At 44.9% G+C, this 15,014-nt stretch carries 8 protein-coding genes; 1 reads left to right on the top strand and 7 read right to left on the bottom strand.

Annotation, left to right across the window (positions count from 1 at the left end; genetic code table 11):
- Positions 1-332: 332 nt before the first annotated feature.
- A complete protein-coding gene (locus H6F98_RS12830; protein ID WP_192219084.1) occupies positions 333-488 on the top strand; it encodes a hypothetical protein in 156 nt (51 codons plus the stop codon).
- A 185-nt stretch (positions 489-673) separates the two neighbouring features.
- Here the strand turns inward: H6F98_RS12830 and H6F98_RS12825 are convergent, their stop codons facing one another.
- Genes H6F98_RS12825 through H6F98_RS12795 form a run of 7 tightly spaced genes read right to left on the bottom strand, consistent with a single transcriptional unit; the run spans position 674 to position 14,997 of the window.
- Positions 674-1,846, bottom strand: coding sequence for a cysteine desulfurase family protein (locus H6F98_RS12825; RefSeq protein ID WP_313929855.1), 1,173 nt, complete (start codon positions 1,844-1,846; stop codon positions 674-676).
- Complete coding sequence (gene brxL / locus H6F98_RS12820) at positions 1,843-3,276, bottom strand: BREX system Lon protease-like protein BrxL (protein WP_192219083.1); 1,434 nt, start codon at positions 3,274-3,276, stop codon at positions 1,843-1,845. The genes H6F98_RS12825 and brxL overlap by 4 nt, the downstream gene beginning before the upstream one ends.
- Positions 3,263-8,077 carry a methylation-associated defense system protein kinase MAD6 gene (locus H6F98_RS12815; protein ID WP_192219082.1) on the bottom strand — a complete coding sequence of 1,605 codons (4,815 nt, stop codon included), beginning with the start codon at positions 8,075-8,077 and terminating at the stop codon, positions 3,263-3,265. The genes brxL and H6F98_RS12815 overlap by 14 nt, the downstream gene beginning before the upstream one ends.
- Entirely contained in the window at positions 8,070-13,529 is a 5,460-nt protein-coding gene (locus H6F98_RS12810) for a hypothetical protein (protein WP_192219081.1), read from the bottom strand. Before H6F98_RS12810 ends, H6F98_RS12815 begins: the two co-directional genes overlap by 8 nt.
- A 16-nt stretch (positions 13,530-13,545) precedes the next feature.
- Positions 13,546-13,992: a hypothetical protein gene (locus H6F98_RS12805; RefSeq protein ID WP_192219080.1), complete on the bottom strand. Its 447-nt coding sequence runs from the start codon at positions 13,990-13,992 to the stop codon at positions 13,546-13,548.
- Positions 13,976-14,815 carry a DUF4007 family protein gene (locus H6F98_RS12800; RefSeq protein ID WP_192219079.1) on the bottom strand — a complete coding sequence of 280 codons (840 nt, stop codon included), beginning with the start codon at positions 14,813-14,815 and terminating at the stop codon, positions 13,976-13,978. The genes H6F98_RS12805 and H6F98_RS12800 overlap by 17 nt, the downstream gene beginning before the upstream one ends.
- Positions 14,816-14,841: 26 nt before the next feature.
- Positions 14,842-14,997 carry a hypothetical protein gene (locus H6F98_RS12795; protein WP_192219078.1) on the bottom strand — a complete coding sequence of 52 codons (156 nt, stop codon included), beginning with the start codon at positions 14,995-14,997 and terminating at the stop codon, positions 14,842-14,844.
- Positions 14,998-15,014 lie beyond the last annotated feature (17 nt).

Here is a 15,014-nt window from a genome sequence, read left to right as displayed (position 1 = left end):
TCGTATCTGTTTATGGAACTGCAACAGCCATACCAGCATTTCTAAGGTCAGCAATTGAGATGCACTCAGTTGGCTCTCAAGAGTTGTGAGATACAATTCGGGAAGCATTTTTTGTTTGAGCGGTTTCGTTAAAAACAATGAACCGCTCTTTTTTACCATGAAAGTTTGAGCGGGATTCTAAAAAACTATGAAGGGAGGGCAAGGTGTACCTTGCCCTCCCTTCCCCTAGATATGATTATCATTCTCGCCAACAGCGGCGGCGAGACATCTATTCTCAACAAGCCTGTCAATAAGCTGATATCTTTGTGTCATTCAATGGAGGAGAAACCTTGATGAATCAAGCTTTCAGCTTACTCGTCACCCCTTCAGCAACCACAGCTTTCGGATTAGCTTTAATCTTCTTTTTCATCCGTCAACTTCTAACGGTATGCCTGATTGTGACAGTTAAGAGGTTATTTCGTCAACTTTCAACGGGCGTTACCAGTTGACGAAGTAAGAAAACTTTACATTCTTCATCACTCTTGACTTTATATTTCTGTTGTGTTGTCTCATTTGAGACGTTTGGTCGGGAGTGAATAGATTAGTAAGTGTGTTCTAACCCCCTTTCTAAGAAGAGCGATAGTTTGGGCACCCGACCGTTACGATTGACATCGCTGGCTGAGGAATGGCTGTCTCAAGTAAGCATAGCTTGGCGCGTCTTGCTAACGGCAGTTGAGAGAATTTCTGCTGCTTGATCTATTTCTTCATCCGTCGTAAATTTGCCAAGACCAATACGCAATGCTCCTTCAATCACGTTATCAGGTAAGCCTAGTGATTGAAGGACATGGGATGGTGTCTCTATACCCGATGAGCAGGCAGAACCAGTGGAGATGGCAAGTTGAGAGCGTACTCTGGCAATGACTGCGCTGTTAGGAATATCGGGGATTGAAATGTGGAGATTGCCTGCAAGTCGGGAAGTGGTATCTCCATTGATGACTAAACCAGGAATTTTGTCTAGCAGTAAGCTTTGAAGTCTGTCTCGCTTGGATGCGATCGCTTTCTCATCCTCTTCCATTTCCAGTTGACGCAGGCGGCAGGCTTCCCCTAAGCCAACAATACCAGGAACGTTCAGAGTTCCAGACCTCATTCCTTTCTGATGACCACCACCAAATATGATCGGTTCTAGGTGATGTCCTTTCCTGACAACTAATGCACCACAACCTTTGGGTCCGTAGAGTTTGTGGGCAGAGATGGCTAGGTAAGTGATTCCCCACTCCTCAAAGTTTATGGGGATTTTCCCCACGGCTTGGGAGGCATCGCATAAGAAAGGGATGTCATATTTTTGAGCAATCTGACCAACTTTTTGAATTGGGTACATATTGCCAACTTCATTGTTAGCTGCCATTACGCAGAGCAGTGAGACTCCGCTTTTGCAAACCTGCTCAAGATGCTCTAAATCAAGTCTGCCCTTTGAGTCAACACGGAGGCTGATAATTTTCGCCAATCCTTTTTTATCTAAGGCATAACAGGTGTCTAAAACTGCTTTGTGTTCGACTGGCGATACAGCAATGCAATGATGTGTCTTGGCACTAGCGTCAGAAGATATGCTGCCTTGAATAGCTATGTTAATGCTCTCAGTTGCTCCAGATGTGAAGACAACTTCCCTAGATGTTGCTCCGACTAACTCAGTAATGTGGAAGGCAGATTTGGAAACCGCTTCTTCTGCCTCATCTCCATATTCATGCTCAATACTACTAGCATTACCAAATGCCGTAGTCATGTAGTGTAGTACTAACTCAGCAACTCTTGGATCAACAGGAGTTGTTGAGTGATAGTCTAGGTATATTAAATGGCTCTTTCTAATCACTTCGCTTCAACATAAACTTCTCTACCGAATTTCCTAAATTCATCATCGAGATAATATAGAGAATTCCGGATTTCTTGACGCAGTTTCTGGGCAGGTTCTAAGCAATCACGTTGGTAATCCATTAATGTTAAATCTAAGTGAGGATAGAGAATTTTAAGGAATCCTGATGCTGACTTGAATATAGCATTTTGATCACGAATTGTTGCATTTTTGTCGAATTTGGTATGCTGCTGTGCGTAGGATATAAAACGATTGTCGTGGCGCAGAGATAGCAAAGATTCGCCAAAAAAATCCATTTTAAGTCCGAATTGATAAGATGTCATTTCTCTTTGAAACTTAGGGATTTTCCAACCAGGAATAATACCAGTAAAGCGGTCTAAAAATGCAGTTTCTGCAAAGAAATTAGGTAGGTTAGCAATGATATTATCTTCATTTCGAGGTTGTAAATGCTCGTCCAGCTCAATATTTGCAAGCATGACCAGTGAGCAATCACTGCTGATATCTGCAAATCCAGAGCGGTTATAACGACCACTAGCTAGATAATTTTTTAGCGGACCAATAACTTCCTCAGGATTGTCAAAAGTTAAGCTCTGGACTTCATCTAAAACAAGAACATCATGGCGACCCAGCAAACCAACTTCTTTAGTTTTACCGTTGATGAAAAGCTGTGCTGAAGTCACTTTGCCGCCACTAATCAAGGCAACTTTACTATTGATATTTTCAAATACGAAGCTTTTACCTGTTCCTTTTGGGGCAAGCTCCATAATGTGGTAGTTAGATTCTACAAGTGGAAGTAACCGAGCCAATACCCAGGTTTTAGATTCTTGGTTATAGCTAGGGTGCTGTGGGTTAAAGCCCATTGAACAAAAGAGTAAGTCTCGCCATTCTTCTGTGTTAAATCTTGCTCGACAGTCGGCATATGCCTGAAGGTCAACTTTGGAACACTGGAAGGGGTCGAAGTCGATTACTTCAACTTTGCCATCAGGTTGCATAGCAAGACTAATTTTGCCCCATACTCCTTGGCGTAGCAGCATTTTGTTACGCTCAATTAAACCAAGCGGAATAGCACAATCTGATAAGTTGAGTACGGGAATTCGAGCAATGGGGTCAGGAATTTCCTTAGATCCCTGCTCCAACCTGACTCGTACCTGCATGAGAGCAATCAATTTGCGAACTTCGCCCTGAGTCAAATCAAAAATAATTTCGTTACGATCGTCCTTTCGAGGAAAGGCTTTTTTGACGAAGGTATTGACCTTTTCTAGCTCAGTAGAAGTCAATGTACCTGAACCCGGTACAATTTTATCCAGCAGCCATTCAGCAACGAAACTAGGCACTCCAACAGCCGTCAAGCCACTTGAAGGTAGCCGAGTTTTATCGATACTCAGATTGCCAAAGACATCTTGAACCAGATTGCTGTTATAGGAAATCATCAATATCTAATCCACTGCTGAACATTTGCTTCACAGTTAACAGAGATTCAGAATCCAAGTTAGCGGCACTAACCTCAATATCAGCAAATTTAAATCTAAGTTCACCTGTCAAGACTAATTGATTTCCCTCATGGTTAGGAGGGAGTTCTGGATAACTAGAAACTGGAACTTGAATAGAAGCTTTTTGTCCTGCTGGAATTTCTACATTCAAAGGATAGCCAGTCTTCAGATCAGGCAGTTCATTGATGTACAAACAAAGCTGTGTCAGAGGTACCGAATTGAAGTTGTCGATCGTCAGGTTCAATTCTCCCGTCTGACTAGGTGTTCCCTCACCACAACAGATGACGTGAACCGGAAGGCGAGCCACAAACTGACGAAGTATAGATACTCCAACGACGACTTCTTCTGGAAATATTCCCCCATGAGAACCAATAATTTCATTTTTCTCAGTGTAGCTAAATGCATTTAGACAAGCTGCGCCTCGCACAATGCTAAGGTCATGAGGCAGTCCATAACGCTCCGCATCTAGGACGACAAAGCGGGGATCATCAGTTTTGCCAATCGCCATCCGTCCTTTAAGATCCAGCCCTTCTGGACAATCGGATAGATGTTCAGCTTCACCTATCATCTGACCATGATCGCTAGCAATCACAATCCTGAGTAGTTCAGGGTTAGGGTGCTGCTTCACACAGTACTCGATATCTCTAGCAATTCCTTCCAAGACGTATGGACGCTGAACTTGATAGAGGTTTTGCCAGTCTTGCTGTGTGTGATAAAGATGGTCAAACTTGTCAGTATCCCAGCAGTAGAGCTTATGAGCATTCTTCTTCAAGTCTCGGTGAAGAGTACCCCGTTTGTAGTCCCGATCTGTGTAACGCTTTCCAGTACCCATCATCGGAAAGCCTTTACCAGCATCAGGTATCCAAGAGGAGTGGCTGGGGGGAAGTTGACTGTAAAGGCTCCACTTAGCGTACTCAGTTTTTGTGGGAAGAATGCTGATGCGAGGTTGAAGAGCAGCTTCAATTGTAAAACTGTTGTTCCGGGTCAGATAAGCCAGAAGTTCCTGATGATCCAGCCATCCTAACCCATCTACAACAACCCATAGAACGGGTTCTTTTTGACAAAGGTCTTGAACGAGAGATGCCACACCATAGTTCAAAATAGAGCTATCAAATCTAATTTCTGGGTAGTGTTTGAGTATCCAACTCACAAAAGACTCAGCTAAATGATCGCTTGCTCTGGGTCGAGATGAGGATGGATTAATGGCGCTATCCCAGCGGCGAAAGGGTAAATATTGATCTGTAACCCACTGCATCGCCTCCTTGGGACTCGCTTCTAGAGCGAGCGATTTCGGCTGGAGCGGCGGTTGAAGGCTATCCAGATCGCTAAGTTCTTGATAGTTAAGGTAGGAGGAGAGTTTTCGTTTTCTTTCCTTGGTGATCCAATTGGGATGGGTTTTAAGAATAGAGTAAGCCAGCGAAGCAATTTGCTCCATCCCAGACTGCTTGTTTGGAACTAGTTCATCTAGAGCTTTGCCTCCGTTGGGGATAAGCTGACGCTCCCAAAAAGACTGAAATTCCCTAACTAGGAATTTGGGTACTGGTAGCCTGTAGCGACCTAGAGCCTTGACTTGCTCTGAGGGTTCAACGACTCCTACCCATTGTCGGAGGAGTTGTAGTTTATCTTCCATCTGGTAATAGCCTGCCAGATCTGGATCATGCTCCACAATTTGATTTTGCCAAACACGCTCTAGAGGCTTGTATGCTTCTGGAACCTGGATAGATAACCAGCGAGCTAGATGCTCAATCGAAGGCGACTCAAACCACACCTGCCGATCGCCCTCAATCAAGTCTGCCAGCAAAGGGGCAACAGGATTTTCTTGAGGATAGGAATCGAGTTTTGTGACGAGTTGGAGGATGTTTTCATCAGTCCACTCTGAGGGAATTGGCACTGAGCCAAACAGCGCTTTTAGGCGAGTACGAGGATTTTGCTTTTCTTCGATGATGGCATCTAATTTGTTCCAAACCCGCAGCCATTCACGAGTCCAATCACAAAGCCGGGTTGCTTGTCGTCCTTTCCCTGTCACCCAGTAAAGATCCTCTGATAGGAAGAAGGACTGCATCCATTCAACTTCTGTCCTAATTTCAATGCATCCAACCGGAGGCGGGTATAGTCCAGTTGGATCGAGAATAACTGCCTTGGGAAGCGATCTGCCTGTACCAAATACGGATGGTGCTGCTACTGTTGGCGGAAGGTGATCGAACAGGGCTGTTTGAGCCTTATTTTCTGCTGCTACTGACTTGACTGAATTAGCAGCCAAGGAGTAGTTTTTAGGTTCAGTCGTAGATGTAGAAAGCTGAGACTCAAATTTCTCAGACTGTTCTGGAGGTGTAACTTCAACGGTAGGTAACAGAGGAATTGGCTCAACAACATTTTGCACATTCTCCGGAAGTTCATCACTAGATTCAAGAGGTATCAGATCAAGAGTTTTTTGAGGTTGGTCTGCACTATCTAATCTGTCAGATATAGGATTACTCAGCAGTTCCCCTGACTCAATGTCTTCTTCAACTTGTTCTTCTGGTTTGCGTAAATTGGTGAGAGAAGCGATCGCCTCCAAAAGCTCTGTTGCTGAAGAGAACCGCTCGGCTCGCTTAGGCGCGATCAACCTGGTGAGCAACTGCGCCAATTCATCACTCAAATCTTCACATTTGGCAATTTCATTGGGATTCCGAGGAAGCTTGCCGATGGGAGGACTTGGCTCGTAAAAGGGATAGCAACCTGTAACGCATTCGTAGAAGGTGATGCCTAGCGCATAGAGATCGCGGTCAATTTTCTCATCTCTCGTTGGCTCAAGCCTAGGTTTGAAATCCGGGGGCATGTACTTCCGAGTTCCAGCACTCACCGTTACTTCATCGCTATCAGACACCGCAATATTAAAGTCAATAATGCGGATGCCTTTTGCGGTTAAAAGCAAGTTAGAAGGCTTGATGTCTTGATGATAAACACCGTGCTGGTGAAGGTGGGCTAAGCCGAACGCTGTTTGTTGAGCAATCTGAACTGATTCTTCTAGAGTGAGAGTTTTTAATTCTAAGAAATGCTCAACATCCTGTCCTTCTACATATTCAAAAATAATAAAGGGAGTGTCATCCTTCAGATGACCTGCAAAGATCACCTTCACAATATGAGGATGTTCTGGGATTTGCCTTAGAGTCTTGTATTCTTGCCGCAGCCGCTCATAAACCGAGCGGCGATCGCGCGTAACAAGCTTTAACACCAGAACAGTCTCATCCAAAGTGTCTAGGACTTTATAAGCAACTGCAAAGCTACCGGGGTGACCCAGACGCTCGATCACCCTATATCGATCATCTATAGGACTATCGACAGGCAGATTCGCCAAATCTAAGGTTTGCAGCGTGGCTAGCGTAGTCAACTCTTTCAGGGCAGCATCAGCACTGGAAAAGCGATCAACGGGATTAAACGCGCAGAGTTTTTGTAGCCAGCCGTCTATCCCAGAGGAAAGGTCAGGCTGTAGGATGGACGCTTTAATTGAGAAGATAGCCGTTTGATCACAGATTTGCTCCGCGCTCTCGAAGGCTTGTTTGCCCGTTAATAGCTCATAGAATACTAGCCCTGCTGAAAACAAATCCGATGCAACACTTGCTTTTGCTGGATCGCGGTAGCATTCTGTCGCCTGATAGACGGCATCAATCTCCAAGTCGTCTACGATATCATGCGCGATGGTGCTGGTGCGATTGCTGATCCGGGCATAGTCGAACCCAATCAGGCGAATCTGACCATCAATGCCGACCAAAATATTATCTGGAGTCAAGTTACGGTGAATCACGCCATGTTTATGGGCATGATCAAGGGCGATTAGAACCTCCCCAATGAAGTCAAGTTTCTGGTTGAGTGGCAGATTCTGTTTCTTGATGTGTTGTCGCAACGGTTGACCTGGAATATCCTCAGTCACCAAGACAAAACAGTCTCCATCCTCAGCCGCGAAGAACTCCTGTACGTTAAGGATGTTGGAGTGTTTAGGAATCTGATAGACAGACTGGAAGGCATTGCTGATAAGCTTCTGTTCAGCCTCACGCTCGGCTCGGTCTTGATAGGGGTCAACGCGGTACACCCGCAAGCGTGCTGTCCAACCACTCGCACCCATCAGCAGATGTCTGGCGCGATATTCCGTATAGCGATCGGTTCTACCGAGTTCTTCTTCAACCTGCCAATCTCGATAGCGAGGTGGAGAGCTTTTAGCGCGTGCTTTACCTTGAATTGCTCGTTTAATATCAGAGAAAAAGGCACGAATATCTTTTAGACGATGGGATGGAATAAAGTCATGGCTTTGAAAGTAGGTGATGCATTTCTCGTTGCAGTAGGTGATGTGATCGCTATCCCTACCATCGAGGTCAATAATGTTCACATCTTCCGCAATCATCAACGTAACGGCATGAACATGAACCCGTCCCAAATCGGGTTTCAAGCGATTAGAGTCTTTGAGTAAAGTGTTTAGGACTTTAGCGATGTTCCTGAGTTTGGCGACGGGGGAAGCATAATACTGGCGATTTTCTGGATACCAGCGCGGTCCAATAATCTCGATCTGGCCATGAGTTCCCTTGACATCCACTACGAACACGCATTGGGGAGCAAGAATGACTAGATCGACTTCAAACGTTTCCTGATTCTGTTTGATTTCCAGGTTGTGGAAGATTTCAAAGGTATCTGGCAAACGGCGCAGGTAGTAAATCGCATCCCGTTCCCCCTCATTCGCAGGCTGACCAAAAGGCGTGATTTTAGCCATTGAATTCCTCCGTCGGGTCTGACAGATAAGCTTCTAACTGACGATACAAGCTCACTCGCTGAGAACGTGGAAGCTGCTGGAACAAGACCTTAATCTGGTTTTCTCGATCCTTGTCAATTTCTGCCTCACATTGATGCTCAATTGATTTTAAGAAGTCTTGATGGCTCGAACTTAACCTCTCAATATATTGGGTTTGGTCACGTTGAATCTTTTGTAACAGCCTATTGGCAAGTTTGCCTTTTTCCACCTCATCTGTCAGATTGCCGAGTTCTGCTGCCTGATTTTCCAGCCCTTTCAGCCACTTTTCTACATCAGTTTGTTGCCGTTTCAGGATCTGAGCCTTAGCTTTCTCCGTGACTTGATAAATGGCATCAAAGCGTTCTTGGAGCGAAGGAAGTAGGGTATCTATGCCCTCATTCCATCGGCTTAATTTCTCTAATTGAGCCTGACAAGCCTCAAGGGTCTTACCACTCTCTGCCTCAGAAATTTGCAGCAGATCGATCAGGAGTTGAAAGTTTGTACTGATTGTTTCATATCGATTGGCTGAGTCTGAGTGAGCGTAGCGTGATGAGTTTTTCAGTAACTCTCCGTGTAATCTCTTGGCTTCTTTTGCTGTCTCTAAATCGTCTAATTTCTGCTCAAATTCTTCTAGCTCCTGGATAGAGATTTGCAGTTTGCTCTGTAAACTGCCCTCTAGCTCAGTGAGCTTTTGTTGAAAACGCTCCCGATTGTGTAGCGTACCTCGCTCATTGCCGATTGCCTCTAGCACTTTGCGACAATCGGCAATCGAAAAACTTTGTTGGCATTGTGCTTCCAAACTTTGCAGTTTGTCTAAATCATCTCTCAATTGTTGAATTTGCTGCTGGAGTGATTGGTAGGCTGAATACTCTGTAGAACCCTCGAAGACAAAACCTAATTTGGCATGATCTGTTTGAATCATCTCTAAGCCTTTGAGGTCGTTTATGCAGGAAAGGCGCTCGTGAAAATCCTCTAGGCTTCTTTTGTGGTTGGTAACTTTGTCTCGAAGAGACTGCAATATTTGTTCAATCTCTGAAGTGAAAGAGGCTGCATCATAAAGTCTACCCTGCGACTCTTGTACCTCTCTGATTCCGTCTTCTAGAAATTGCAGCGTATTTGTCTTGGGTAATTTGTACGTGCTGCGAATGGAGCGGATAATTTGCTCATCTTGTGCTTGTCTTTGCTGCTCTTGATGTTGCTCTTGCAGTTCTCGATATCGAATCTCAAGACTTTGTAGGGACTGCTCAAGGCTGGCTTTTACATCTGTAAAGTCTTCATAACGTGCGATAAAGTTCAGGCGCTGTTGAAGAGAAGCGTTCAGTTTATCGTAGTCTTCCAGCCGTTTTAGCTCTAGATCATAGACCTTAGCAAATCCTTCTGAAACAAGAGCACTTCGCCCTTTGACTTTAAACCCTTCTAGCTCTTGCTGATATTTCTCTAAAGCAATGGATGAATCGACAGACGGAAGAGTGATTTCCATCAATTCTTGGTAGCTCTGGAATGCGTCGGACAGCTTATTTGCCGCTACATCACGGATACGCTCCAATTTACGATTGGCATTGGAGAGCGTTGCCTTGATTGCTTTAACGGCATCATCTTTACTCTGCCCTCTACTTAGCTCTCGCTTGAGGTATTCCAGTAACTTGGTGATTTTCTGAATGCTCTCGTCCTCTGTAAAGCGGTAGCGTCGGCCATTGATTTCCTCCATTAGCTCATGGATTTGATCAGGAGAATCTAAGCCCAAAGATTTTTCTTCCCAGATTTCTACTTGCTGGGTTAGATCATTAAACTGTTGATCCAGCTCTTGCAAGATTTGTTTGTAGGCTTCCTCCTGCTTCACTGCCGGAACAGCATAAGCCAATGCCTCAATTTCATCACGAGTTGAGAGGTAATCCTGCTGACTTGGGGAGTTTCCCAATGCTCTGTACCGACTCTGAATTTGAGATAAGCAATCTTTTACCTTTGCCGCTTCTTTGAGTTCCAGTAACCGACGCTCTGCGGTTTGGAGAGAATACTGCAAGGTATCAGTCAGATGAGGAGGTAAACTCGACACCTGGCTCATTTGGGTCAAAATTCTCTGAACTTCGGCTCTGTAAGTTCCACAGGCTTCTTCTGTTGGCAGCGATTCCGATCGCTCACTCTCAGCATCTACCCATTGCTCAATCTTTTCACCCACAAATTGTAAAGCTTGGGCTTGGCGATCGCGTTGTTGTTGGGTCGGCTGAACGGAAATCACATCATCTCTAATGATGATTGCAGGTGGAGTTGAAAGCAGCTTGGGATAGATCTCTAATAGTGATTCGAGCGGTGCCGTATCACTTAGCTCTGCGGCTGCCTCTACAGGTTGAAACCAATCTCTGATGCGAGTAACGCCTGAATTGACCTGATCTCTAGTTTTTGTGATGGCAATGACTTCGGTTGGATCGGGTTCACCTGCCTCTAAATAGGTTTGAATTACCTGGAGATATTGCTCTGCTTCGCTGTAGTTAATGGATGATTGAGGTGGAGGTGGAGGTGAAATTTTCTTGCGTCGGATCAGTTTTGCTTTGCCTGTGACAATCCATTTTTTGACAAAATCATCTGGTTTCTCTAGGATGTTTGTCGCTGCCCAGTCTTTCAATGACTTAGTTTCTACAGTTACTGATGCGGCACCTTTTTTGCTAGCAGGAGGAATAGTCGCATTTCCTTTCAGAGAGACCTCTTTTCGGTGGTATGATAGCCATCCTGCCAAAAGCATAGTGAAGGTATATTCGCTATAACCATAAGGCGGCGCAGAGAGAGTTTTCCAAATCTGCTGTAGGTCAACTATTCTTTCCGGCTTTTGTAAATCAATTACTTGGTTTACTCCATCTAATTCAGTCATCTTGGAGATCAAATCCCAAGCAGCTTTTATCCGCTCCTGCTTGGGTTCTTGAGCTGAATATCTTTGAGAAGTCTTCTTGAGTAACTTCCAGTGACTGACAAATAGGTCATCAACAAATTTGTAGGTGTTGTCGGGGAAAGGAAATGTTAGATTTTCTGCTAAAAGCTGCCGGGAGACAAATCCAACGACCTTACTACCTGTCGTATGACCTGACTTTAGCTTCTCAATCCCATCAATTGGGGGTACAAAGGGATATAGATTTTTTAGTAGAACGCTAATGACTCGTTGAGGTTTTTCTCGCTCAGCCGGAGGGATTTTGTCTAGTCCAACACAGTGATAGGTACAGGATTTCAACAAGTTTTCAGCTTGGGTATTGACCTGATCTTGCCAACGTTTCAATTGTTCTTCGTAAGCTGCACCTAGACTACGCCGCTCAGTCACCTCTTTATTTTTTAGAAGTTGAATCTTCAACAAAACCTTGGCTAATTCGCCTGTTTCATCAGAGGGGATGGCTACAGCAATGCGATCGCGAATTGCCGACTTTGCCAAGAGAGCATCTACTCTCCGACGAAAATCTTGGAGTTCTGCCTGTGTTTCAGCCAAGATATACGCCAGAAAGCCGCGTTCTTCTGTCTTCCTCAAGGTTAGATCACTATTCAAGTCACGGATAAAACTATCAATGGTGTAGACCTTATACTCAAATTTCCAATCAGCCAAAACAAGTTTATTTGTCTCAACAAAATGTTGGGCAGCTAGAGTTTTACTACCTAGGAATTGCTCAATGTTCGACTGACAAAAGGCAACGACTGGATAGAGCGAGATGTCCTGCTTTCTTTCTTTGATTTGTTCTTCAATTTCTTCCTCAATACCCCCAGGAGTGGGACCTGTCCAAAAGCGATACAATTTCACTTCTGGTTTGTAGTAGATGACATCCCGTGTATTCGCAAGTTGATCGAGGGCTGTTTTTACTTCTAGCACCGATAAACCTGTTAGGCTCGATAAAACTTCTTCATGAGGTTCTCGGTCTGTCTTGGCAAGTTTACCGCTACTGGCATGATAGAGAAACAGCGCTTTTAGGACAAGCGATTCATGCAGATTATCTGATCCAACTACTGCGCTGTAAGCCTCTTTATACTTGCTATAGTTCGAGTCATCGGCAAAGTTTTCGAGGAAGGTATCAACTAGGGCGATCGGATAAATGAAGTTGAGTTTGCTGTCTGCCTGCCCCCGCGTCAATGGTTGATTCTGAATAAACGCTTTGACTTCTTTTTTGATGAACTGCAACGCCGTTCGATCGACAGTAAAGGAGAGATTGCAGAGCAAGTAAGCCGTTAGAGGATGGAGAGGGAAGCAGCCAATCGTCAGGACTTGATGAAACTTGTCGCGAGTCCAGCCTTTCTGTTTATAGAGCGTTATTCGTTTTTCGTAAGCATTGTTTGTTTCGCCGCGCAAGGCATCGTTCCAAGTTGTCCAAAACGACTTCCACTCAGGGGTGTCTTTGTCCTTAATGAGTAAGTTATCCAGCACTAATTCCAAGCTAGAAGCCACTTTTTGGTAGGTACTGCCTTTGGGGGCAAGGCGGGAAACTAGTCGTCGATGATCCTCAAGCGCACCTGCGGGAATACCTATTCCCATTGCTGGGTCAACTTGCGTAAAGCTCAGTAAGGCAATTTTGCCTTTATAGGCTTCACAGATATTGGTGATGTTTTGCAGCGCGGTTCCACCTGCACCAATCGGATCTTTTGCCCAGTTCTGTAAGTAGAAGTTGAGTTCATCAAACAGAATCAGAACACCTTGAAATCGGGGGGTCTCTCCTGAACAGTGCGTGGTAATCAGGTCTTTTAGGATTTCCTCAATGTCCAGGTTAACATTCCAGTCGGGAACAAAGCCTGTGAGATGTTTGGCAAGATTTTTGAGGGTGGGAATCACCGCCGGGTTGTTTTTTTGCAGTTGTTGAGTGATGGAGTTTAAGTCACCATCGGGGCTACCAATACTCTCTAAGTACGTGTCTGCTCGTTCCCGTTGGTCTGCATTCAATCCTTGTAGGTAGCTGAGGGGTTCACTGCAAATATGTTGGGCGACAGAATTGGTAATTCCTTCGGCTTCTAAGGTCTTGAGTAATGATTGGAGGAAGTGCTTTCTGATGTCGCCGGAGCGATCGCCACTCAGACAGAGTACTAGATGTCTGCCGCGTTTTTTGTAAAGCCGCAGCCTTTCGGCAGTGCCGTTAGTCCGACCTGCGGCGTTTTCAATTGCAGTTAAAATCCCCTGGACTTCGGGACTATCTGCGGCTTTGCTGAAGTAGTTGGCGATCGCGACGGCAAAGTGAGACTTGCCCTTGCCGTATTGCTGAACTAGTAAATGAACGTTGGCGTGATTGCGGCTGTCGTAACTGCTTCGCAAGGCTTCTAGCACACCAATGGTCGATTCTTCAGGCTTGTCCTTGTCATAGTTAAAGACAAACCCTTTACAAAGCTTCTGATTTGTCTCCTGCTCCTCCATCAAGCCAAAGTTGACAGAATCTGCGACAATTCCAGCTTCATTAATTCTGACGAGTTGGTTTAGGAGCATAGATTGAGCGTCCGTTTCAGAGAGAGGTGGATGGGATGCGTTTGATGCGAGCTTCAGACCAAGTTTTTGGGGCTAGTTTATGGGGGAGTAGTATCCACAAAAGACGGTGCAGCTTACGAGTGTTTTCTAAACTGCTCCAGAAAAGTGTGATATAGTCACCAGGCTGGGTATTTAGATAGGTAATCAGGCAATCCAAGCCCTCTAGCAGCACGACTGGTTTTACTGCTTGGTCACAGATGGATTTGATGATTTCTAACTCTTCATCGACTTGGTGATGCAGGGTCAAAAATTTTGCGCCAGGGCTAATCCGTTGCACTAGGTTTTCTCGATAGCTCACTCGCTGAGCACCGTTATAAAGGGTGATTTGGCTTAACTCGACAGGGTTAGGGGTATCCCAGAGCAGCAAGTGTACTCGATCGTCGGGTCTAGCATTACGGAGGAGGAGGTTAGAGATCGCTGTCATAGGCTTTCTCCAGCAGCATAAGGGGGTCGTCCCAACGCGGAATAATTTGGAAGGGGGGTACTGCCCGTCGTTGCTCAATAATGTTGTATGTCTCTAGCGTGTTGAGTTGCTCCTGTAAGTCTTCTGTGTTAATTCCTAAGACAGGAGCCAGTCCCATGCCATGATTTAGGACAGATTCAGTGAGAACAGACCGCTCATCTTTGAAGTCACGCTCCCAAAGCTTTGCTAGAAAGTAGCCTGTCAGGTAAGGATTCGGTAGGTTGGGGTGTCCGGCAATGAACTGGTCATCTGCTTGAGTGAGAAACTTACAGTTCGCTAATGCCTGCTCTTCGGTGTATGCTCGTAGAACAATCTTGAAGTTTTTGGTCAGGTTTTTAGGAGTTTCTTGGTCAAAGATCAGGGCACTGGTGTGAACCAATTCATCGGTTGTGAAAGCACGATATTGGGGCAGGAAAGTATAGACAAAATACGTCCAACCGCCCCAGTCAGTAGGATTTTTTGGTGGAGTTTGGAGTCCTTTGTCACCCAGGCTGAGGTAAAAGTGCATCAACCAGTTAGTGACAGGAGACTCTAAGTAGGGATCTTTTGCGAGAACCAGTTTGCCTTCCGGACTCAGGCGATTACTGCTTTTATCAATTAAGCCTGCACGAATTCCCCAACTTTTCATCGGGACAACTTTTTTATTACCTAGACCAGTTTTTTCTATCAAGTCCTCTAGACTATCGTTTAAGCCCTTTTCTTCAGAAGCCGCCTGAATAATTTTGAGCAGATCTTCTTTTTTAAGAGCAAAGGTAGTATGAAAACTGAGTTGTAGTTTAGGCATAACTTGTTTTTGTAGCAAAAATAAAATTAATTTTCCTGCTCAGTCTGGCGAGTTGGTGAACCACGCCTTTTATAAAAGGAAAAGACTTTCCAAAGAGTTGCTAAATAGCTAACTCCTGATCGCTGAAAGAATGGCGATACTGTCTCGCTCGAAGTGCCGAAAGCTTTAGAGGTGTCAATCATCTTTACTCCTTTAAGAA

This window comes from Microcoleus sp. FACHB-SPT15 (assembly GCF_014849525.1).
In the GTDB taxonomy this organism is placed as follows: Bacteria; Cyanobacteriota; Cyanobacteriia; order Cyanobacteriales; family Coleofasciculaceae; genus Symplocastrum; species Symplocastrum torsivum.
Note: the sequence above shows the minus strand (reverse complement) of the source record. Positions and strands in the feature narration are given on the sequence as shown.